32 protein-coding genes are annotated in these 18148 nt (G+C 63.9%); 11 read left to right on the forward strand and 21 right to left on the reverse strand.

Going from position 1 to position 18148, the window contains the following annotated elements; genetic code table 11:
- Positions 1-37: 37 nt before the first annotated feature.
- The 16 genes from N5C91_RS24600 to N5C91_RS24675 form a co-directional block, all read right to left on the reverse strand.
- Positions 38-376 (reverse strand): HNH endonuclease signature motif containing protein, encoded by a 339-nt coding sequence (locus tag N5C91_RS24600; RefSeq protein ID WP_279832659.1) that lies wholly within the window; start codon positions 374-376, stop codon positions 38-40.
- 3 nt (positions 377-379) lie between these two features.
- Entirely contained in the window at positions 380-709 is a 330-nt protein-coding gene (locus N5C91_RS24605) for a phage holin, lambda family (protein WP_279832661.1), read from the reverse strand.
- A gap of 332 nt (positions 710-1041) precedes the next feature.
- Positions 1042-1434, reverse strand: a complete 393-nt coding sequence (locus tag N5C91_RS24610) for an antiterminator Q family protein (RefSeq protein ID WP_279832663.1) — start codon at positions 1432-1434, stop codon at positions 1042-1044.
- On the reverse strand, positions 1431-1691 hold the full coding sequence (locus tag N5C91_RS24615) for a hypothetical protein (protein ID WP_279832664.1): 261 nt from the start codon (positions 1689-1691) through the stop codon (positions 1431-1433). Before N5C91_RS24615 ends, N5C91_RS24610 begins: the two co-directional genes overlap by 4 nt.
- Positions 1688-2989: a site-specific integrase gene (locus N5C91_RS24620; protein ID WP_279832665.1), complete on the reverse strand. Its 1302-nt coding sequence runs from the start codon at positions 2987-2989 to the stop codon at positions 1688-1690. Before N5C91_RS24620 ends, N5C91_RS24615 begins: the two co-directional genes overlap by 4 nt.
- A 163-nt stretch (positions 2990-3152) precedes the next feature.
- Positions 3153-4550: a DnaB-like helicase C-terminal domain-containing protein gene (locus N5C91_RS24625; protein WP_279832667.1), complete on the reverse strand. Its 1398-nt coding sequence runs from the start codon at positions 4548-4550 to the stop codon at positions 3153-3155.
- A complete protein-coding gene (locus tag N5C91_RS24630) occupies positions 4547-5389 on the reverse strand; it encodes an ATP-binding protein (protein WP_279832669.1) in 843 nt (280 codons plus the stop codon). The genes N5C91_RS24625 and N5C91_RS24630 overlap by 4 nt, the downstream gene beginning before the upstream one ends.
- Complete coding sequence (locus N5C91_RS24635; protein ID WP_279832671.1) at positions 5370-6341, reverse strand: hypothetical protein; 972 nt, start codon at positions 6339-6341, stop codon at positions 5370-5372. The genes N5C91_RS24630 and N5C91_RS24635 overlap by 20 nt, the downstream gene beginning before the upstream one ends.
- Positions 6341-6535: a hypothetical protein gene (locus N5C91_RS24640; RefSeq protein WP_279832673.1), complete on the reverse strand. Its 195-nt coding sequence runs from the start codon at positions 6533-6535 to the stop codon at positions 6341-6343. Before N5C91_RS24640 ends, N5C91_RS24635 begins: the two co-directional genes overlap by 1 nt.
- Positions 6532-6765, reverse strand: coding sequence for a hypothetical protein (locus N5C91_RS24645; protein ID WP_279832675.1), 234 nt, complete (start codon positions 6763-6765; stop codon positions 6532-6534). Before N5C91_RS24645 ends, N5C91_RS24640 begins: the two co-directional genes overlap by 4 nt.
- Positions 6762-7556 carry a hypothetical protein gene (locus N5C91_RS24650; protein ID WP_279832676.1) on the reverse strand — a complete coding sequence of 265 codons (795 nt, stop codon included), beginning with the start codon at positions 7554-7556 and terminating at the stop codon, positions 6762-6764. Before N5C91_RS24650 ends, N5C91_RS24645 begins: the two co-directional genes overlap by 4 nt.
- The gene (locus N5C91_RS24655; RefSeq protein WP_279832677.1) at positions 7553-7810 is read right to left on the reverse strand and encodes a hypothetical protein; all 258 of its coding nucleotides are present in this window, start codon (positions 7808-7810) and stop codon (positions 7553-7555) included. Before N5C91_RS24655 ends, N5C91_RS24650 begins: the two co-directional genes overlap by 4 nt.
- The gene (locus N5C91_RS24660; protein WP_279832680.1) at positions 7807-8061 is read right to left on the reverse strand and encodes a hypothetical protein; all 255 of its coding nucleotides are present in this window, start codon (positions 8059-8061) and stop codon (positions 7807-7809) included. The genes N5C91_RS24655 and N5C91_RS24660 overlap by 4 nt, the downstream gene beginning before the upstream one ends.
- Positions 8058-8357 (reverse strand): hypothetical protein, encoded by a 300-nt coding sequence (locus N5C91_RS24665; RefSeq protein ID WP_279832681.1) that lies wholly within the window; start codon positions 8355-8357, stop codon positions 8058-8060. The genes N5C91_RS24660 and N5C91_RS24665 overlap by 4 nt, the downstream gene beginning before the upstream one ends.
- The gene (locus N5C91_RS24670; RefSeq protein WP_279832683.1) at positions 8354-8668 is read right to left on the reverse strand and encodes a hypothetical protein; all 315 of its coding nucleotides are present in this window, start codon (positions 8666-8668) and stop codon (positions 8354-8356) included. Before N5C91_RS24670 ends, N5C91_RS24665 begins: the two co-directional genes overlap by 4 nt.
- 330 nt (positions 8669-8998) lie before the next feature.
- A complete protein-coding gene (locus N5C91_RS24675) occupies positions 8999-9316 on the reverse strand; it encodes a YdaS family helix-turn-helix protein (protein ID WP_279832684.1) in 318 nt (105 codons plus the stop codon).
- A gap of 99 nt (positions 9317-9415) precedes the next feature.
- Here N5C91_RS24675 and N5C91_RS24680 point away from each other — a divergent pair, with 99 nt between their 5' ends.
- The 10 genes from N5C91_RS24680 to N5C91_RS24725 all read left to right on the forward strand — a co-directional run bounded on the left by N5C91_RS24680 (position 9416) and on the right by N5C91_RS24725 (position 14177).
- Positions 9416-10195, forward strand: coding sequence for a helix-turn-helix transcriptional regulator (locus tag N5C91_RS24680; protein WP_279832685.1), 780 nt, complete (start codon positions 9416-9418; stop codon positions 10193-10195).
- Positions 10196-10312: 117 nt separating this feature from the next.
- Entirely contained in the window at positions 10313-10699 is a 387-nt protein-coding gene (locus tag N5C91_RS24685) for a sigma factor-like helix-turn-helix DNA-binding protein (RefSeq protein WP_024762904.1), read from the forward strand.
- 130 nt (positions 10700-10829) lie between these two features.
- Positions 10830-11027, forward strand: a complete 198-nt coding sequence (csrA, locus tag N5C91_RS24690) for a carbon storage regulator CsrA (RefSeq protein ID WP_279832688.1) — start codon at positions 10830-10832, stop codon at positions 11025-11027.
- Positions 11028-11029: 2 nt separating this feature from the next.
- Complete coding sequence (locus N5C91_RS24695; RefSeq protein WP_279832690.1) at positions 11030-11863, forward strand: hypothetical protein; 834 nt, start codon at positions 11030-11032, stop codon at positions 11861-11863.
- Positions 11856-12455 carry a hypothetical protein gene (locus tag N5C91_RS24700; protein ID WP_279832693.1) on the forward strand — a complete coding sequence of 200 codons (600 nt, stop codon included), beginning with the start codon at positions 11856-11858 and terminating at the stop codon, positions 12453-12455. The genes N5C91_RS24695 and N5C91_RS24700 overlap by 8 nt, the downstream gene beginning before the upstream one ends.
- Positions 12448-12666 (forward strand): hypothetical protein, encoded by a 219-nt coding sequence (locus tag N5C91_RS24705; RefSeq protein ID WP_279832694.1) that lies wholly within the window; start codon positions 12448-12450, stop codon positions 12664-12666. Before N5C91_RS24700 ends, N5C91_RS24705 begins: the two co-directional genes overlap by 8 nt.
- Entirely contained in the window at positions 12663-12872 is a 210-nt protein-coding gene (locus tag N5C91_RS24710; RefSeq protein WP_279832696.1) for a hypothetical protein, read from the forward strand. Before N5C91_RS24705 ends, N5C91_RS24710 begins: the two co-directional genes overlap by 4 nt.
- Positions 12872-13555: a hypothetical protein gene (locus tag N5C91_RS24715; protein WP_279832697.1), complete on the forward strand. Its 684-nt coding sequence runs from the start codon at positions 12872-12874 to the stop codon at positions 13553-13555. The genes N5C91_RS24710 and N5C91_RS24715 overlap by 1 nt, the downstream gene beginning before the upstream one ends.
- Positions 13548-13973, forward strand: coding sequence for a hypothetical protein (locus N5C91_RS24720; protein WP_279832699.1), 426 nt, complete (start codon positions 13548-13550; stop codon positions 13971-13973). Before N5C91_RS24715 ends, N5C91_RS24720 begins: the two co-directional genes overlap by 8 nt.
- 3 nt (positions 13974-13976) lie before the next feature.
- Positions 13977-14177, forward strand: a complete 201-nt coding sequence (locus N5C91_RS24725) for an AlpA family phage regulatory protein (protein ID WP_279832700.1) — start codon at positions 13977-13979, stop codon at positions 14175-14177.
- Positions 14178-14179: 2 nt separating this feature from the next.
- Here the strand turns inward: N5C91_RS24725 and N5C91_RS24730 are convergent, their stop codons facing one another.
- Complete coding sequence (locus N5C91_RS24730; protein ID WP_279832702.1) at positions 14180-15370, reverse strand: integrase arm-type DNA-binding domain-containing protein; 1191 nt, start codon at positions 15368-15370, stop codon at positions 14180-14182.
- Between the two features lie 159 nt (positions 15371-15529).
- Here N5C91_RS24730 and N5C91_RS24735 point away from each other — a divergent pair, with 159 nt between their 5' ends.
- Positions 15530-15742, forward strand: a complete 213-nt coding sequence (locus N5C91_RS24735) for a hypothetical protein (protein ID WP_279832703.1) — start codon at positions 15530-15532, stop codon at positions 15740-15742.
- Between the two features lie 128 nt (positions 15743-15870).
- On the opposite strand, the gene N5C91_RS24740 is transcribed toward N5C91_RS24735, so the two are convergent.
- From N5C91_RS24740 to N5C91_RS24755, 4 genes are read right to left on the reverse strand one after another with little or no spacing between them, the layout of a single operon-like run.
- Positions 15871-16122, reverse strand: coding sequence for a hypothetical protein (locus N5C91_RS24740; RefSeq protein WP_236172601.1), 252 nt, complete (start codon positions 16120-16122; stop codon positions 15871-15873).
- Positions 16119-16475: a hypothetical protein gene (locus N5C91_RS24745; protein ID WP_279832705.1), complete on the reverse strand. Its 357-nt coding sequence runs from the start codon at positions 16473-16475 to the stop codon at positions 16119-16121. The genes N5C91_RS24740 and N5C91_RS24745 overlap by 4 nt, the downstream gene beginning before the upstream one ends.
- A complete protein-coding gene (locus N5C91_RS24750; RefSeq protein WP_279832706.1) occupies positions 16472-17101 on the reverse strand; it encodes a glycoside hydrolase family 19 protein in 630 nt (209 codons plus the stop codon). Before N5C91_RS24750 ends, N5C91_RS24745 begins: the two co-directional genes overlap by 4 nt.
- Position 17102: 1 nt before the next feature.
- A complete protein-coding gene (locus tag N5C91_RS24755; protein WP_279832708.1) occupies positions 17103-18107 on the reverse strand; it encodes a contractile injection system protein, VgrG/Pvc8 family in 1005 nt (334 codons plus the stop codon).
- Positions 18108-18148 lie beyond the last annotated feature (41 nt).

Below are 18148 nucleotides of genomic sequence, written 5' to 3' on the forward strand. Positions count from 1 at the left end.
GTTCCCCATAGTTCGATCCCCCCCTACCCTAGGAGGGTCAGCGACCGGCTCGGGCCGCCGCTTCCTCGCGCTGCTTGTCCGAGTCGTGACAGGGCTTGCAGAGCGGCTGCCAGTTCTCGCGATCCCAGAAGAGTTCCTGGTCGCCGTGGTGCGCCTCGATGTGGTCGACGACGCTTGCAGCTGAGGTCAGGCCCTTTCGCTCGCAGTAGACGCACAGCGGGTGATCCAGCAGGAAAGCCTCGCGAGCCTTCTGCCATCGGTAGTCGTAGCCGCGCTGACTGGAGGTCAGACCGGCACGCCATGACCCAGGCGCCGCAGTCGCGAGCCTGGAGCGCTGCTCAGCCAACTTCGGGCGCAGCGTCTTCAGCCTGGCCATACCTCAGCCCTCCCGCCTTGGCAGCTTCCAGTCAGCGAAGCGATCAGCGATGTCGGCCAGCTTCTTCACGCCCAGGAAGCCAGTGAAGACGCCAGCAGCTGTGGCCATGTTCGATGGCAATCCGGCCCACTCCAGAACAGGGATCAGTCCCAGCGTGATCAGAGTGCAGAGCGCGGCTTCGAGCAGAGCCTGGCGCCGAGTGCCACCACCGTAGATAACCCGAGTCAGTGCAACCAGGAATGACAGAGCGCCGGCGTACAACACGGGCGAGTGCTGGCTCAGCCACGCGAGCACAAGCGCCCACGTCTCCGGTTTGTCGGGCATGTTGGCCATCTCGTTATCCCCTCTGCGGGGCTCAAATGAAAAGGCCCCGCGATCTGCGAGGCCGTGAATGGGTGCGCGTCTTTCCGCGCGGTCCGATCAGGCCGACCCCGGAGTATTGCGAGGATTGGCAGGTCGCCTGATCTGCCGGTGTTTTTCCGTATCACCGCGCCGCCGGCAGACGGTGTTCGGCTCCCCCTTGCGGGCCGTGCCGACCACGGGTCCCAATCACTGGGCAATAAAAAACCCGGCTCAGTGGCCGGGTTTTTCAAGGCGTCTCGCTGCGTTCACAGCAGTTCACGCTGGCATGAAAACACCCTTCATTCCGCGCGTAAACTATTTCTTCAGGCGCTCTCGCGGAGTTGCTCCAGGGCGCAATCGATCCAGCCGACGGCCAGCTTCAGCTCCTCTCGCACCTTCGCCTCGCCGATCTCGTACTGGCGGGCGATCCGCTGGGCTGGCCACTTGGCGCCGAAGTAGAACCACACGAAATCGCCGGCTCGCGGAGCACGGGCGATGAGCCTGGCCAGGATGCGATCGATTGCCACGGCTACCTCGTCGGTGATGCGGTATGCCTTGGGATTTGCCATCGGCATGGCCTGAGTCATGAGGGCCGCGGCAGGCGAGACGTAGCCGGGAACACCCATCCCATCCATTCGCCAGAAGCCCCACTGCTCCAGCAGGTACTCGGTATCGCCCAGGGGCTTGTCGGTGTAAGTGCGTGGTCTGGTCATCATTCCCCCTTCGAATTGTTCAGGCCGAACAGGTCGCGCAGCAGGGTCTCTGCGGCGGCGCCCTCGGCGTTGCCCTCCAGCAGCCAGCGGCGCCCGAAGGCGTGCAGGCTGAGTGCGGCTGGCGATCCGTGCCAGGCCACGATGAGGCGGATCAGGTTGGCCAGGGCGCTCGGGGCGCAGGCCTTCATCTTGCTGAACTCACTGGCGGCCACCTTCAGGAACTCCCGCTCCAGCGCCGTCATGGTCTTTGAATTGGTCATTGGTTCCTCCATTGCGTTGGAGCGCTGGACGCGGCGTGAGCCGCTGATTCAGTGGACGGGCAGGAGCTTGAGGGGTTTTGCGATCCTCCCCCGGTCCACCCGTGCAGTTCGTCGAAACCCTGCTGATCGAGCCAGTCGTGCCACTGCTCCAGGGCCTTGCGTTTCTGCACCGCCGCCGTGGTGTGGATGTAGGTCACGTCGAGGTCACGCAGGGCGTGGTTGAGCAGCAGCTGGCCAATCAGGTAGTCGATGCCGAGGTCGGTCCAGCAGGTGCTCGCCAGCTTGCGCAAGTCGTGGCTGGTCCATCGGCCTTGGCCCAGGCTGGCGAAGATGTCGGTGGCCTGGCTGTCGCTGATGGGGCGCTTGCCCTTGCCCGGGAACAGGTAGGCACCCGAGTAGCCGCGCCGCTGTTGCCAGTCGCGGTACCGGCGCAGCAGCGCGCAGACCTGCGGGGTCAGCGGCAGCCGATGCTCCTCGCGTGTCTTGGTGGTCGCCGCCGGCAGGTACCACTCTGGGGCGTCGCCGCCCAGCGTGATGTCCGCCCAGCGCGCGACGCGGGTCTCACCCACCCGGCAGCCATGGCAGAGCATCATCAGGGCCAGCATCCCCTCCGGAGGAGCCTCGGCGTAGCGCTCGTGCAGGTCGACCAGCAGGTCAGTGATCTGCGCTGGCCGCAGACGCGCTTCCTTGGGGCGGATGCGGGCCTTCACGAAGTCGGTGAACTTCAGCCCAGCCACCGGGTTGCTCGCGACCTGCTCGAGCTCCAGAGCCCGGCGGAACGCCACCGCCAGCACGCCGAACACCTGGCGCACGAACGACGGTGCGTACTCGGCCTGCAGCGGCCACATCAGCAGCCGGTCGAGGCTGGAGCGGCTCACCTCGGCCAGCGGCAGGTCACGCAGCGCGGGCAGCAGGTGCAGCTTCAGGATCGAGCGCGCCGAGGCCTTGCGCTTGGTCGACAGGTTGCGGTCGCGGTCCATGCGCTCGGCGTACCAGGTCAGCAACTCGCCGACGGTTTTCCAGCCGCTGGCGGTGGAGCGGGCGCTGGGGTCCTCCGCGCGTCGCTGCAGGATCGCCGGCAGGGCCTCCAGCATCGCGCTGGCGGTGAGATCGGGATAACTCGCGGCCTTGCCCCAGACCTTGCGCACAACGACGTGCCAGGAGCCGCGCGTGCGGTCCTGGTGGAAACGGAAGCGCAGCGCCGGATAGCGGGCATCGCGCAGGGTCTTCGCTGCACCCTGGGCCTGCCGACGGATCTCGGCGTCGCTGAAGCGGACGTAGGCGGTCGAAGAGGTCATGCCCGCACCCTCGGGGCACAGAAGCCCTCAGGCCGCGTCGGACGCATCGCGGCCCAATACACCGACCACATGTCCTCCCACGCAGCCTGCATGGTGTCGCCCTGCCCCGTGAAGCCCATGCGCCGGCACCACCAGGAGCCATTCCAAAACGTCATTCGAGCTTTCATGCTGCCTTCCCCTTGCCGCCGTACTGGCTGGCGAAGCTGCGGCCCATCTCGACCTCCTCATGGGAGGGATCGCGGAAGCCGTACAGGTTGACGAATCGGCCGTACTGACCCTGCTGCTGGACAATGCACATGCCCGTCTGGGCGTAGCGGTTCTTCGGCATGAGGATTTCAGTGATCCCGTTCTGCCCCTCCTCGCTGTCCAGGTCGCGATGGACGATCAGGATGCAGCTCGCATCAGCCTCGATCTCGCCGGAGTCGCGCAAGTCGCTGGCCCGGGGACGTTTGTCCTTGCCCGGCCGCTTGGTTGAATCGCGGTTGAGCTGAGAAATCAGCAGCATGGGCACGTCAAGCTCCTTGGCGAGGCGAAGCAAAGCCTTGCAGGTGGCGCCTACCTCCTCAGACCTCGTGCGCCCCTTGGCGTCTGCGGGGATCAGACCTAGGTAATCGACGACAATGCCGGCCAATCCCTCGTGTCGCTTGCAATGCCGAGCGACGGTGCGGATGCGAGCGGCTGTCAAAGTCGGGTCATCGCAGATGAACAACGGGGCTCCGCTGGATTGAGCGGCGGCAGCCGTGACGCGGTCCCAGTCGTCGCATTCCATGGTCTTGGGCTCGTCGAGGCGCTTGAGATCAATGCCGCCCAGCGACGCGATCGCCCGGATTCCGAGCGGCTCCTCCGGCATTTCCAGCGAGAACACCAGCCACGGTTTCTTGCACTTCACCGCGTTGTATTGGGCGATCTGCAGAGCCAGCATGGTCTTTCCCCCGCCAGGCAGGCCGGAGACCACGGTAAGGTTCTTCGGGCGGAGTCCCCGCATCAGCTTGTCGAGATCAGCGAGCCCGGTGTCCTGGAACTTCGGCAGGCGGTCGTCCAGTTCGTCCTGAAGCTTTTCGCACACCTTCAACACCACCTCATCGAGGCGGCGATACGCGGGCACGTCTTCGTCGAGGTCGCGCAGGTCGGCCATGGCCTCCTGCGCCTTGGCGATGATTTCGGACAAGGGACGGTCTTCCTCGGCCAGCTGCTGGATGACGCGACCAATCTCCACCTGGCGGCGCAGGGTCGCTCGCTCGCGCAGGTGCCGGCAGTAGGCCTTCCAGTTCGCCGTCGATCCCACGTTGCGGTGGATCTCGAAGGCGTACTCCAGCGTTTTCCCGCCACCGGGCAGCGTTGGCCGCTCCAGCGCTACCGTTACCGGATCAACCGGCTGCCCGGCGGCAAGGAGCTCGGCCATGGTCTGGAACAGCGCAGCGTTGTCATCGAAGTAGAAGTCAGCCGTGGTCAGCTTCTCCACGATCTGGTCCACCAGGGACTGGTCACCTTGTGCCGCGGTGATGAAGATGGCACCGAGCACGCCATGCTCAGCCTCGGCGCTGTAGAGGTCTCGACTCATACCGGAGCCCCCTTGCGCGCCGACTCCCAGGTGAAGCGAACCGCCCGACCGCCCTGACGCAGGCGATCCAGCGCACGCTCGCCGATGAAGTCCTGGAGCGTGAGCTCTCCGTCGGTCGCTGCAGCTGCATCCGCCGACAGGTTCGAGATCAGCACGGTCGGCAGCACCTGCTGGTAGCGCTGGTCGATGACCTCGTGCAGTAGGCCGCGCTCGTACTCGGTGCCGCTCTGCGCGCCCACCTCGTCGATCACCAGCAGGTCGAAGCCGGCCAGCTCCTCGATTACGTCGCGCTCTGTGTACTGCGCATTCCGGGCCATGGAGCCCTTCGCCACCCGGATGATCTGCGCGGCGCTGACGATGACCGCCTGGGCGCCGTGGGCGCGGATCACGTACTGAGCGATAGCGCTGCCCAGGTGGGTCTTGCCGGTTCCCACGTTGCCCACCAGCAGGAGCGAGCGGCCAGCCTGGTAGTGCTCCGGGAAGTTCTCGGCGAACTCGCGGCAGCGCTCGAGCACGGCGGTCATTCGCGCGTTGCCGCCAGTCAGGTAGTTATCCAGCGTCGCAGCATGGAACCGCGGCGTGATGCCGGAGCCGATCAGCAGGACGTTCAGCTTGCGCGCCTGCTCGACCTGCAGGGCCTGCCGGTGTTGCTCGGTGTCCGTAGGAGCGAGCCGCAGCGCCGACCACTGGCAGGACGGGCAGCCCACGTCGAGATAGCCGCCTTCGAACTGCTCCACCTTGGTCTCGGTGTAGGAGCGGTGCTGCTGGCAGAGAGCACCGTTCTCGGTGCCGAGGATGCGCTCAGGGGCGCGGGCGAAGTTAGAAATTCGGGCCGTCATGGTCGGGCTCCTCTGAATTCGAATCTGGGGTGTGCTTGGGCAGGTTGGTGAAGTTCGAGGGCTTCGCGCCTGGGCGCATCGGCAGCGTCGGTTGCTCGCCGAGATACGGCACCCAGCGCTCGCCTGGACCAAGGAAGGTTGCCGGCTGCTGCACGTACTGCGTGCCGGCCTTGCCCAATGCCACCTGCTCCTTCCGGTAGGCGATGGCTGCGGCGATGAGATCCGAGCTGGGCACGCCAGCGCGAATACGTGCCTGCCAGGCCTTCCAGGCGTCAGGCTTCGGTGACGCCCTGTGACGCTTCGGGTACTCACGCCAGAACGACTCGAAGTCGTCGGAGTACTTGGCCAACTTCTCGCCCGGCTGGTTCGCTGGTGCCGGCGGTGTTTCGCCAGAAACACCAAGAGGCTCTTTCTCTTCTTCAGGATTCAGGTAATCAGGATTCAGAGAATCAGGAATCAGGGCGTTATGGGTAGATGCACCCACCGTTACCGTCGCAGGCTGATCGGGTTCTTTAACAGTTAACTCACTGTTATTGGCAGGTATGCAGAAGCCTGTTGCCGCATGCACATACCGTTGCTTACCCGGAATTACCTTCCCCCGTAGCCGCTCATTCACAGTTAGATAACCGTTGCAGTCAGGTAGCTCGCTGTCCTTTTCAGTGCTGTGCGGCGACTGGTGGCGAAGGAAGTTCGGCAAGGAGATGACCACATAGCCATCCACCTCATAGCGATCAATAAACCCCTTGCCAGCCAGGTTCGCTAGGCCCGTCTCCACGTCATAGCCGTCCCCCGGGAACAGTTCGATCTTGATCCGGCGCGGCCGGTCCTCCAGCCGCCCCTCGCGGTCGGCCAGGCACCACAGACCGATGAACAGCAGGCGGTCGGAAGACTCCAGGTCGGCCAGATCCTCGTTCTTGAAGAACGAGGGCTTGATATTGCGGGCGCGAGCCATCAGTCGGCCTCCTCCGCGTTCCACCAGGTCTTCGAGGTGCGCAGCTGGGCGCGGGCGTATGCCATCACCGCGCGAAGCTGATCGGGCGAGAGAATGATGGTGTCCTCCTCCCCCATCGAGTTCTCCTGTCGGATGGCGAAGTACCCGCCATCGGAGATATACACGTCGGTTTCAAAGGTCGGCTTGAGCTTCATACGTCGAGCTCCTCGGTTACTCGCTTCACGAAATCGTCGTAGCTCTCGGCCATGACGAAGCCCTGGTCTTCGAGCGCGGCGCGGCAGGCCTTGGCGTGGCCGTACAGCACCCAGCGCTCGCGCTCGGGCAGGTCGCGGAATTGGCGGTAGGAGGGCCACGGGCCGGCGATCACCGGCTGGCCGTTGGGACTGGTGGTGATCAAACCGGGATGCAAAGGGCGCGGGCTCATGGCTGTCCCTCCAGGCTCTGGATCGAGGGGATGTGAGCAGAACTGCTCATATCTTCCGGCGAACCGCGCATCTGAAAGCGCTCCTGGCCGGCTCCGAAGTCAGGGTGAACCGCGCGGTGCTGGGTCACGAAGGTGCAGCCCCGGGCGAAGCGTTCGAACACCCTGCTGATCTCGGCCTTGGCCCAGACGGCGAAGGGACGTGCGTTCAGCTCCTCGTGCTTGCTGCGCACCATGGCGAAGGGGCGCGGGCTGTGCGGCATCTCGCGCACCACGGCGTCGATCACTCTGGGCGGAAGTCCGTACTGCTTGCCGATGCGCTGGCGGATGGCGGTGATGCTCTCCATGCCGTTGGGGATCGAGTCGAGCAGTGGGTGGGCGCGGCCCATGTCACCGACGGTTTCGGTCAGGGCCGCGACCTGGTGCTCGGTCTGCTGCTGACGGCGCTCGATGTTGACCAGCACCTGGGCGTTCGCGAGGAGCTGTTCGGCCTGGGTCATCGGCCGGTTGAGCTGCTCGGTCACGCGCCGGCGAACCGCCTTCGATTCGCGCATGAGCACCCACGTGCACTGGTCACGGCTCATCCGCAACTCCACCGACTCGGTCTTGTTCTGGTTCTGCACTACGAAAGTTTCGTAGTGGTCACCCTGCAGCTCATCCTGGCAGCGCGCCACGAAGTCGTTCCGGCGCACTGGGGCTTCGCCGAAGTCGACGCGGGCCTGGTTGACGAGGTCCAAAAGTTCGGTGCTGGTCATGGTGGCGGCCTGGCCGCCGGTGGTGGTCAGGTCGGTCATTGCTGCATCTCCTCAGCAACCTTCAGACGGTTCTCCAGCGACTCCCGCTCGCAGTCGAGCAGGTTGTGCCAGTCGTCGGTGTTGTAGATGGCGAGGCCGAGCAGCTTCGCAAGGTGTTGGAAGTCCTTCTCCCCCTGCAGGCGCTCCCGAACGATGTGCATCGTCGAGCGCAGCCAATCGATCTGCTCCATGGCGCAGTGGATCTGGTCGATGCCCTTCTGGGCGATCTGTTGCATCTCGGTCATCTGATTCATTTGGGCAGCCCCGCGAGGTCGGCCAGACGGCAGAAGTCGTCGAAGTTGGCGCGCGAGAGATGGATCACCGCATCCATCAGGGCGCCGGCGCGGTAGTCGTTGAGATAGGGGCCCGGAGTACCGTCGCGCATGGCGTCGTTGTCGAGGACGATCTCGGCCAGCACGGTGGTGGTGTGCATCCGCGCCTCGAGACGGTCGGCCAATTCCTTGAGCTGCATCTGCTCGTAGGTCAGTTCCTGAGTCTTCTTCATGGCTTCACCCCCTTGCACAGCTGGGCGTTGGCCGAGTCGAGCAGGGCTTTAGCCCCTTCGAGCAAGAAACTCAGGCAGTAGGCCGATTGCTCGGCGTCATCCTGGTGGCCATCGGCGATCAAGCGAGCGAGGTGGACGCTGCCTGCGAGCAGGTTGCTGCTCCCGTTGAGGCAGTTCTCAACGGTCATGCCAGGGGCTGCGGCGAACTTCGCGCGGCTAGCAATTAGCGGCTCGAAGGTATCGAGACTGTTGCCTTCGACTTGGACATCCAGGGCGCGGGCTGGCTTGGTACTCATGCCTCACCCCCAACGCGCTCCAGGCCACGAACGCAGGCCACGTTGATGCTGTTGGCGACTTCAAGAACCATCTGAATGGCCAGGATCTCCAGTCCCTGCAGTTCACCTTCGGTGTCGTCGTTGATCTGCCGAAGGAGGCAGGTGACGCCGTCGAGCAATTGGCTGGAAAGGCGCAGCGCCTCAGAAACCGGCTGGCCCTCCTTCACGGCGAGCAAGGCGTTTCCGGTATCCCGGCTCATCTGGAATGACAGGCCAGTGGTTACTGCTTGTTGCGCCGCGGACGGCGCTGGGGTATTTTCAAGACGTGACATTTTCTCGCTCCTCGAAAGCGATGAAGTACGAACCACTCGCTGCAACGAGTGGGGACTGAAGAACCCGCCCTGCAAGGCGGGTTTTTTGTTGCCTGCAATTCGGCTAAGTACGGCCATCATCCAGGCAACTGAAAAAGTGCAAGCCCCTGAATCAGGAGGGCCGAGAGGTAGTGCCTGGATAGAAGAACGCGCGGGCGTAACACAGGTGATCAGCACTGCAAGAGCTCTTCAGGAATGTTTGCTTCACTCCTTTAAATGCTCTGGCGTGGTCCCACTTTCCGTGGTTCTGGCTTTTCCCCACCCGCGCAGTGCGCGGAAAATTCGCCAGGATCACGCTGCGCCACCGGCACTGGATGCCTGCACAGCACTAGCGACGCACTGCACCATCCCGCTCGGTGCAGCTACGATTTGCTCAAGGTCGGGGGCAACGCTGCCAGCCGGCAGACCGACCCAATTGATGTCCGGCCTGAGCTCGAATCGAGTGACGGCGCCGCCGGTGGCCTGTTCGACCTTGATGGCGCGCTCAGCGGTGATAGAGCGGTCGCCGGAGATCAAGCGGGACAAGTAGGAAGGAGCGACCCCGAGAAAGATGGCCAGACGCTTCTTGCCCCCTCTCGGGAGGCCTTGGACATAGGTGGGCAGGTCCACGTGGATTTACCATTTGGTTCATTTGAGCCAAATGTTTACCAACCAAATGTACCAAGTCAAGGTAATTTCCCATATGGGAAACAAATGGTTAAATGGTGCATGGACATCCAAGACGTAAGACGAGTCAGACTTCGCGCGCTAATCGACGAAAAATTCGGCGGAACAAGCGCTCGCCTCGCGGAGAGGATCGATAAGCAGCCCTCCTATATCGCGCGTATCTTCACCTCTAAGGCAGAGCATCGCCGGAACATAGGCGAACGATTGGCTCGAACAATCGAAGAGGCGTGCGGGCTGGAACCAGGCGCCCTTGATCAGCCATTCCCGGAGAAAGACCACTCGCGTCTGAAGTACCTCTCCGAAGACCTTTACGATCCAGCAAACGACAGCGAGCCGGTTGTCATAACGCTACCTAACGCCGAATACATGGGCATGATTAGCGTTTGGGATGACGACACTCCGCTGGATGAGGATGAGGTAGAGGTGCCGTTTTTAAGGGAAGTAGAGCTGGCAGCTGGATCTGGGAAGACCTATATCGAAGAAACCACCAAATGGAAGCTTCGGTTTGGCAAGTTCACCTTACGACGCAAAGGTGTTCAGCCTGAGAACGCAGTCTGCGTTGTCGTGAAAGGCAACAGCATGGAACCGGTCCTTCCTGACGGAGCCACGGTTGGAGTAGATCGAGGGGCGACATCCATCATCGATGGAAAGGTCTATGCACTGAAAGATGACGGCATGCTCAGAGTGAAAATTCTGCACCGCCTTCCAGGGGGGAAGGTCCGCTTGCGGAGCTACAACCGGGATGAATACGCGGATGAAGACCGGGATTTCAGCTCCATCGAAGTAATCGGTAGAGTCTTCTGGTCATCGGTTCTCTGGTAAACAAGCCTTCATAGAAGCCCGGTAAGCCCGGGCTTTTTTTTGCCATAAATTTACCAAAAGGTATTGACGAATATTTACCTGTTGGTAATCTTTGCCTCACGCAACGGGGGTAAAGAAATGGAAACCATCAACACCGGCAAATGGAAGGGCACTCTCGGCATGGGCCTCGCGCCCCGCGAACTGGAGGCGACCCTGCTCGCCGCCGATGAGATGAGCGCGAAGGAGATCGCGCGGGTGATGGGCATTTCCCCGGGAACAGTCCAGAAGCGCCTCGATGACGCGCGCTTCAAGCTGGGCGCGAAGACGGTTCGCGGTCTGGTGCTGGAGGCGTTCCGCCGCCAGATCATTGCCCCGGCCTGCGTGATGGTGCTGGCCGGCATGGCTGCAATCCACCCGATACTCGATGACGACCCGATGCGCCGCGACCGTCGACCGCCGGAGCGCAAGAGCGAGCTGCGCCAGACCTCGCGCCGCAGCGAGGAGGCAGGACTCATAGCCGCGTGATCAGCGGCGTGCGCTCCTGATCGAGCGCAGTCCGGTGACCACCTACCACAGATTTTCGGAAAGCCAAGTAGCCCGGCAGGGGATCGGCTTGCCCGGAGAAAGCGAACCACCATCCCAAGGAGAAGGAACCATGCTGATTTTGACCAGGCGCGTAGGCGAGAAGCTGAAGATCGGCGACGACATCGAGGTCGTGGTGCTGGGCGTCAAGGGCAACCAGGTGCGCATTGGCGTGACCGCCCCTCGTGACACTGAGGTCCACCGCGAAGAGATCTACGACCGCATTCACGCTGGCGACATTCGCCACATTCCCGAGCCAGCGAGGGCTTGACCATGGACCGCATCCTGATCGTTCTCCGCGAAGGCCTTGGCCTGAACTTCGAAGCGATGCGCCCTGCCCTGCAGGTCGGCGCGGCGGTGGCCATCGGTCGTGGCGGCGCCGTGATCGACAGAGTGGTCGAGGGCGATGCCTTCGAAGCTGTCTGCCCGACCGCCTCGCCGTACCCTGGCTCCGCAGCAGCTCGCCGACCGGTTAATCCCTCCGAGCAACCCAGCCCAGCGCCGACTTCTGCTTGCTGTGGCATCTGTAGCCAGCCGGATCACGTCGACGAGAACTGCCCCTGGCAAGGCGCACGCGCTGGGCTGGCATTGGTGCAGAAGATCGACCAGCACATAGTCGATCGAGCTGCGGCCAGCGAGGCACTCAAGCCCTCAATCTTCGACGTGATCACTGGAGCCGCGAACCTGCCGCCACACGCCGCCCAGGAACTGCCGTCTCGGGAAGAACACGCAGCCCAGATCGAGCGGGTGGCTGCCGATCTCCGCGAGCATGGCCCCGACCGCGTGATCCTCAAGCCCTGCGCTCACTGCGGCGGGCCGCCGGTTCCCTTCGTGCAACTGGCATCCCAGGGGTTCGGGGCGGCTCCCCGGATGGATAGCTACGGCGAGGACGGTCTGTCGGTCGAGGCCTTCGTCTACTGCCACGAATGCGGCGCCACCGGCCCGATGTTCGCAGAGGACATCTTCGATGCGTCCGACTACGACCAGGCCCTGGCCGAGGGCGTTCGCCTCTGGCAGGACCGCGACGGGCGCCATGCCGATCTGTACGAAGCCAATGCCGAACTGAACGTGTTCCCTCGCCCTGTTATGGAGGTGGCCCATGACTGAGCAGAACGTGTGCGAGCACAGAGAGAACCTGCGCAGTGATGGCGTATGCATCGAATGCGGAGAGCAGGTGCCGCCAGCCTTCGGCGAGATCGGGGCAGACGGCTGGAGGAAGCTCGGACAGCCGGCGATGGTTGGCGGCGTCATCTTCTCGCCAAAGCTCTCTTCACGCCTTGTCGTCGAAGCAGCCCAACGACATCACGAGTACAGCCAGCAACCGGAGGTGGAGGCGGAACGCCTGGAGCGGCTTCGCGACCTGCTGAAATCGGTACACGCCGCCCCGTCGCAAGCTGACCCCGTGCACCACCAGCTGGTGCATAACATCTCGGCATTTGCTCTGGATCTGATCCGCGGCGCCGGTGAGGGCGGCAGCTTCGATGGAGGCTGCATTCAAGACCTCGCGGTCAAGCACGGCCTGATGACCATCGAGGAGTGTGAAGAGCCGTGCAGTGATGAAGGCTGCGCGTGCGCCCAGTACGGTTTCCCGAGTCAGTGCTACCGGATCAAGCTGGAGGTCTTGGCCATTGAGCAGATCGCCAAGGCGCAAGGCGAAAAACTGTCTCCGAGACCGACTCCGGAGTACTCACATGAATAGCGCTCACTGGTTCTGGCACTGGCTGCTCGGCATCGCGGCGATCGCCTTCTTCGGGATGCTCATGGCAGCTATTGAGCAGCGCGACGAAGCCCGCCGCTTGGCCAAACCCGTCATCGACATGAACGGCACCACCATTGTGGTCTCGTGCCCCAAGCCTGCTACCCCAACCGCCGCCAGCCCAGCGCCGCGGCAAGAGAGGTTCATCCTATGACCCTGACCGCACACGTTCCGGCAACGGCCGGCGCGCAGACGTTCGAGCTGATCAGCAGCAACCCTTTCGCCGTCCTGGGCGATCGGTTGGTACAACTCGGCCTTGCCCTGCAGCGCGGGGAAAGCACTGTCGAGCAACTGGTTCCGCTGGCCAAAGCGTGCGGCTTGGAGCTGCGCATCAAGGTGGTGGAGGGCGAGCTGTGCTGATGAAGCCTAAGCACCTGAAGCGCCTTATCAGCATCTGGCGCCGACCGGGACTCTCCCTGCTGACTCAGCTCCTCATTGCCCGGCGCGTCGCTCGCCAATACGACGAAGAGCAACGGCTGGACAGGCTGGTGATCCGCAGCCACGCGAAGGTGTTGAGCGCCGGGTTTCCGTTCACCAGGTCGCGCCTCGCAGAGCTTACCGATCAGGCGCGACGCTCCAGGGAAGCGCGGCGAGAAGCGCGCGCGGCGATCGGCCATTGGGTGGTTCTGCTCGGCGGGGCCATCGAGGAAACGATTGGCGTCTCCAAAATCTGCGATGCCCTTTCCGTGAACCCTGTGCACCGTGGCGAAGTATCGGAAGCGGGCCCAGGTGAAGCCCTGGACTATCTGGTCTTCGTGGCAGGCCTCGAGGAAAGCGCGGCCCAGCTCAGCGGGCGCAGCGCGCAGACCTTCAAGCGCGGCGGGCTGTTCCAGTGCGTCCTTGAACGGATGATTGCCTATGGCAAGGCGAATCCTGGCGCGCTGCCGGACCCGCTCGCACCTGGCGGCCCGCTGTACGGGCTACCCGTCACCGAGATTAGTGCCGACGGCGCAGCGAAGATCACGCGGGCGGCACTCACCGTGCACAGCCGAGACGGCACCAGCAAGGTCGTGAAGCGCAAGCCGGAGGTGCGCCGTGGGTAAGCCAATCGGAGACCTCGCACGCCAGGCCCTTGATCGCGCAAGGCGCACACCGCCGGCGCCCGCTCGCATTCGGGCACTCGCCAGGCCGGCACAGGCAGAACGGAAAGCGATCACGGAGAGGCGCGAGAAGGTTGAGGAAGGATTGCCGGTCAGGGTCGCCCCGGCCGGCCAGCGAGTCGACCAGGTGCTGTTCAGGCAGGGGCGCATCGAGACGGCCGAGTTACTGAGCACGATGCTTGGGATGATCGAGCATCGGGGAGCAGCGGCCGAGGTGATCGCGCGATTGAGGAAGGGGGCCGAGTCCAAGCCGGCGAGCTATGCCGCTGGCGTTGAGGCCTTGCTTGAGGAGGTGGCGGCGATGGTCGCGCGCCACGAAATGAACAACCCGCAAAACGTGGCGCGGGAAAGCTGGAGGTAGGTGATGGAACAAGTTAATCAGTTGGACCGACTGCTCAAGATCGCCGAGGTGAGTAACCTGGTCGGACTGGGGAAGAGCGCGATCTACGACATGATCACTGCGGGTAGCTTCCCCGCTCCGATCAAGATCGGCTGTGCCTCTCGGTGGTCGTTGCTGGAGGTGGTGCAGTGGATCGAGGACCGCAAACGCGAGCGCGCCGCCTGATGTCAGGCGGCAGGCTCACCAGCCTTCCGGCAACCCTCCACCCAATCCGCCCAGGCCTGCATCATTTCCCGGCGCTCATCCAGATAAGCCGCGTGGTTGTAGGCCTTCTTCGTTTTGTCCTTCTCCTTGTGGGCCATCTGCGCATCGATCACTTGGGGACGGAAGCGGCCGATCTCCTCCAGGTGCGTGTTCGCGGTCGCGCGGAAGTCGTGGCAGTGCCAACCGGTGAGCCCCATGTATTCCATCGCCCGATTCAGCGTGGTCGGGCTCAACGGCCGCGACGGATCTTTCAGCCCTGGGAACAGCAGTTCGCCGCCAGTGATCTTGCGCAGCTCGCGTAGCAGGTCGACCGCCTGGGTGGACAGTGGCACCAGGTGAACGCGCCGCTTCTTCATCCGCTCCGCCGGCACCGCCCACAATGCGTTGTCCAGATCGAACTCGGACCAGTGCGCTGCGCGCAGCTCCACGGTGCGGGTGAACAGCATGGGCAGCAGGCGCAAAGCAATCACCGTCACGCGGAAACCCTTGTATTGGTCGACGGCAGCCAGATAGATACCCAGTTGCTCTCGCGACATCGGCTGGCTGTGGTTGATCTCCGCTCGCTCCACGGCGCCCTTCACAGCGGCAGCGGGATCAGCGTCAGCGCGCAGCGTGACCACGCCATAGCAGAACACCGCCGAGATCCACTGTCGCACCTGCAGCGCATACGCGGGCGCCCCACGGGCATCCATCCGGCGCATGATCTCCAGGATGTGCGCCGCGGTGATTTCCCGCAGCGGCAACCGGCCGATGTAGGGATAGACGTTTTGCTGGAGCGCCCGGCGGATTTGGTCGCGGTACTTCTCCGTCCGCTTAGCCAGGCGTTGCTCGATCCACTCTTCGGCGACCACCTCGAAGGTGTTCTGATTCTCCGCCAGCTGCTTGGCCTTCTCGGTCTGGCGCACGTGTGACGGGTGCCTGCCGGCCTTCACCAGCGCCTTGGCCTCATCGCGCTCAGCGCGAGCATCGGAAAGCGACACATCAGGATAGGAGCCGATGGCGAAGACGTTCTCTTTGCCGGCGATGCGGTAGCGGTATCGCCAAAGCTTTGATCCGTTCGGCTTCACTTCCAGGAACAGGCCGCCGCTGTCGGTGAGTTTTATGGAAGCGGGCCCAGGCTTTGCCTGGCGGATCTTCACGTCGGTGAGTGGCATGAGGGTATGCGGGTATCGGTCCGTTGATACCCGCAACGGTACCCGCTTTTTTTCAGGATGTCAGCGGGTAGATGTGGACCGGCACGGACAGAACAGCCAGTAACGGCGGTGCTTTCAGGGGATATTCAGGAGGGAAGCGGATTGATGCGGAGGGGAATCGTGCTGATCGATCATCAGCAGCATGTCTGCTCGAACCTCATGATTGCACTGCTTTCGGATCGCGCCATCGTCGACACCCGTTGCGGCCTCGTAGGCTGCGCGAATCTGGCAATTATGCCAGCGGATGAGAGAAATGGACGCGTAAGAAGAGACCGGCGCTATGCCGGGAAAGAAGGAATCAGGCGCGCCAGCGCCAACGGGCGAATGCCTTGAGGAGGGAGGTGATGATGCGGCTGCGGTGGATCACGGTTGCGGTCTCGCCTAGCGATGGCCGAACAGTAGCCCAAGGCCGGGCGCCAGCGCAATACGCTGGGCGCCCTTGCCGACGAAGGTAGGAAGGTTCAGCGGCACGCATCCAGCGCGGCACGCAAACGGATTTCGTAGGCGAGATGCTGCTGCCGCTCGGCCAGCAGCGCGCGCACTTTGCTTTGCAGATCGTCCGCCGGGCGCAACTCGGCGGTGGCAAAGCGAGGCGTTTCGACGGCCGGCGCGCGACACGGAACCGCCACCGGAATACGCACCTCCAGCGGTACCGGAGCGGTGGAAGTGCAGCCCGCCAGGAGCAGCACGGAGAGCCCCCACAGCGGCTTCATGGCAACAAAGCCCGGTCGAGCAACTGACGAACCGCCGCACACTCCTCGCCGTCACTGCGCTCCAGCAGCAAACGGCTGGCAGCCGCTTCATGGCTCTGCGCCTGCTCGCGGGCCAAGGTCAGCGCGCGCTCGGCGGAGTCCGCCCGCTGGCGGGCAGCCTGCTCCAGCGCCTCGACCTGAACGTTCTGCAGCGCCAGCTTCGACTCCAGCGCCTTGCCGGCGTCGCTGCAACGCGCCTGCTGCATACGCAGGCTCTCCAGCTGACCGCCATAAAAGCGCGCGCTCAGCCAGCCGCCAAACACGCCGCCCAGCAGAAAGCCGGCTATGCCCAGCACCAGCCAGAAACGGTTCATTCCAGCACCGCCTGCGCCCGCCGCCAAAGCTGCACACGCTCCTCGAGGCCATTCAACCCACCATTGATGCGCCGGGTGATGTCTTCGAAGCGTGCCGCATCGGCCAGCTCATTGAGCCCGTTGCACTGCCACCACCACGCCGCGGTGCGGCACGCCCAGCGCGGCTCCGCCAGCAGCTGCGGGCGGGCCACAAAGGGTTGCGCCAGCCCTTCACCGACGGAGCGGTAGTTGCTCCTCCCGGTCACCTGCAGCAGGCCGCGACCGCGAAAGCGCCAACCATCACCGGAGGCTTCATCGCCATTGCCGTTGCGCCCGGCGTAGACAAGATTGGCGATGCGTTCCGGCTGGTACGCCACCTCCCGCGCCAGCGCCGTGGGCGAGCCATCGGCACTGCGAAAGCGTCGCGGCCAGACAGTGGCCAGACGCTGAGCGCTGTAGGCCAGGCTTTCCACGCTGCGCGTCAACTGCGCACTCTCGTGGCCGATCTGCGCGATGAAGACGGCTAAGCGCGGCTTCGTGTCGATGGCGAAGTCACGCATCGCCGCTTCCAGCACCGGCAGAAAAACGCCCGCGACGGGGCGGGCGTTGGGCAGGATCAACAGGAGCTGACGTTCATCGATGAGCATGTCAACCGCCCTCCCCGGCCTTGCCCTTGCCTCGCGCCCCGCCGTTGCACTGCAGCGAGGTAGTCCAACCGCCGGCAGAAAAATGCTGGGTGACCGACTCAATCAGGTAGCTCCCGTCGAGCCCAGGCTTGAAGCCCTGCAGATCGATGGTCAGTTCGGCGAACAGGTCGGCGCGACCGGGCATGTCCAGCTGTACCTCGGCGCTGTTGCGGTTGAACTCGGCCAACCGGGCTGCGGCGACGCGTCGAGCCGCTGCTTCATCCGGCTGCAGGTGCCGGTCGCAATGCTCGGCCGTCACCTGCGAAGGCGCATCAGGATTGCTCACGCGCACCTGCTTCTGTACACCATCGGCACCGCGATAGGGCACCTTCACTGCCGCCACTACCTTGCGGTCATCCAGGGTGAAGCGGAACGAACCGACGTCCCCGCGCCGCAGCAGCGGGATCTCCAGCGCCTGCCCGGTGGCGCTGCGACCGGACTGACGCGGCTGCACCAGCAGGCTGTTGTTGGCCAGCTTCGCGGTGCAGTCATACTGCCGCGCCAGCCGGGTGATGAAGTTGAAGTCCGACTCGCGGATCTGGTCAATGCGCGCAATCAGCGTGTCGACGTTGCACGCCGCGCGCCAGCCGTTGCGCGCGGCGATGTCGGCCACCACGTTGGCCAGACTCGCGCCCTCCCAGCTGTCGCTGCGCGCAGCCTTGCCCTGGCCGCGCATGTCGCCACTCTTGCCCTTGATCACCAGGTTGTCCGGCATGCCGCTGTAGGTCAGCGTATCCACCACATAGCGGCCCATGCGCGTGAGCGGTGCGCCGTCGTAGCCGAGGAACACCTCCAGCGCGGCGCCGCGGCGTGGCAGAGTGACGGCGCCATCGCGGTCATCAATGGTGATCTGGAAGGTGTCCGACTCCAGGCCGGGCTTGTCGGTGAGTTGCAGCTCGATCAGCCGCTCACTGACCAGCGGGGTGATGTCCGCGCCGTCGGCACTGATGCGAAAGGCAGGTTTCATAGGCCACCCTGAATGAAAAGGCCCTGCCGAAGCAGGGCCTG

Source organism: Pseudomonas sp. GD03903, from assembly GCF_029840045.1.
GTDB lineage: Bacteria > Pseudomonadota > Gammaproteobacteria > Pseudomonadales > Pseudomonadaceae > Pseudomonas > Pseudomonas pseudonitroreducens.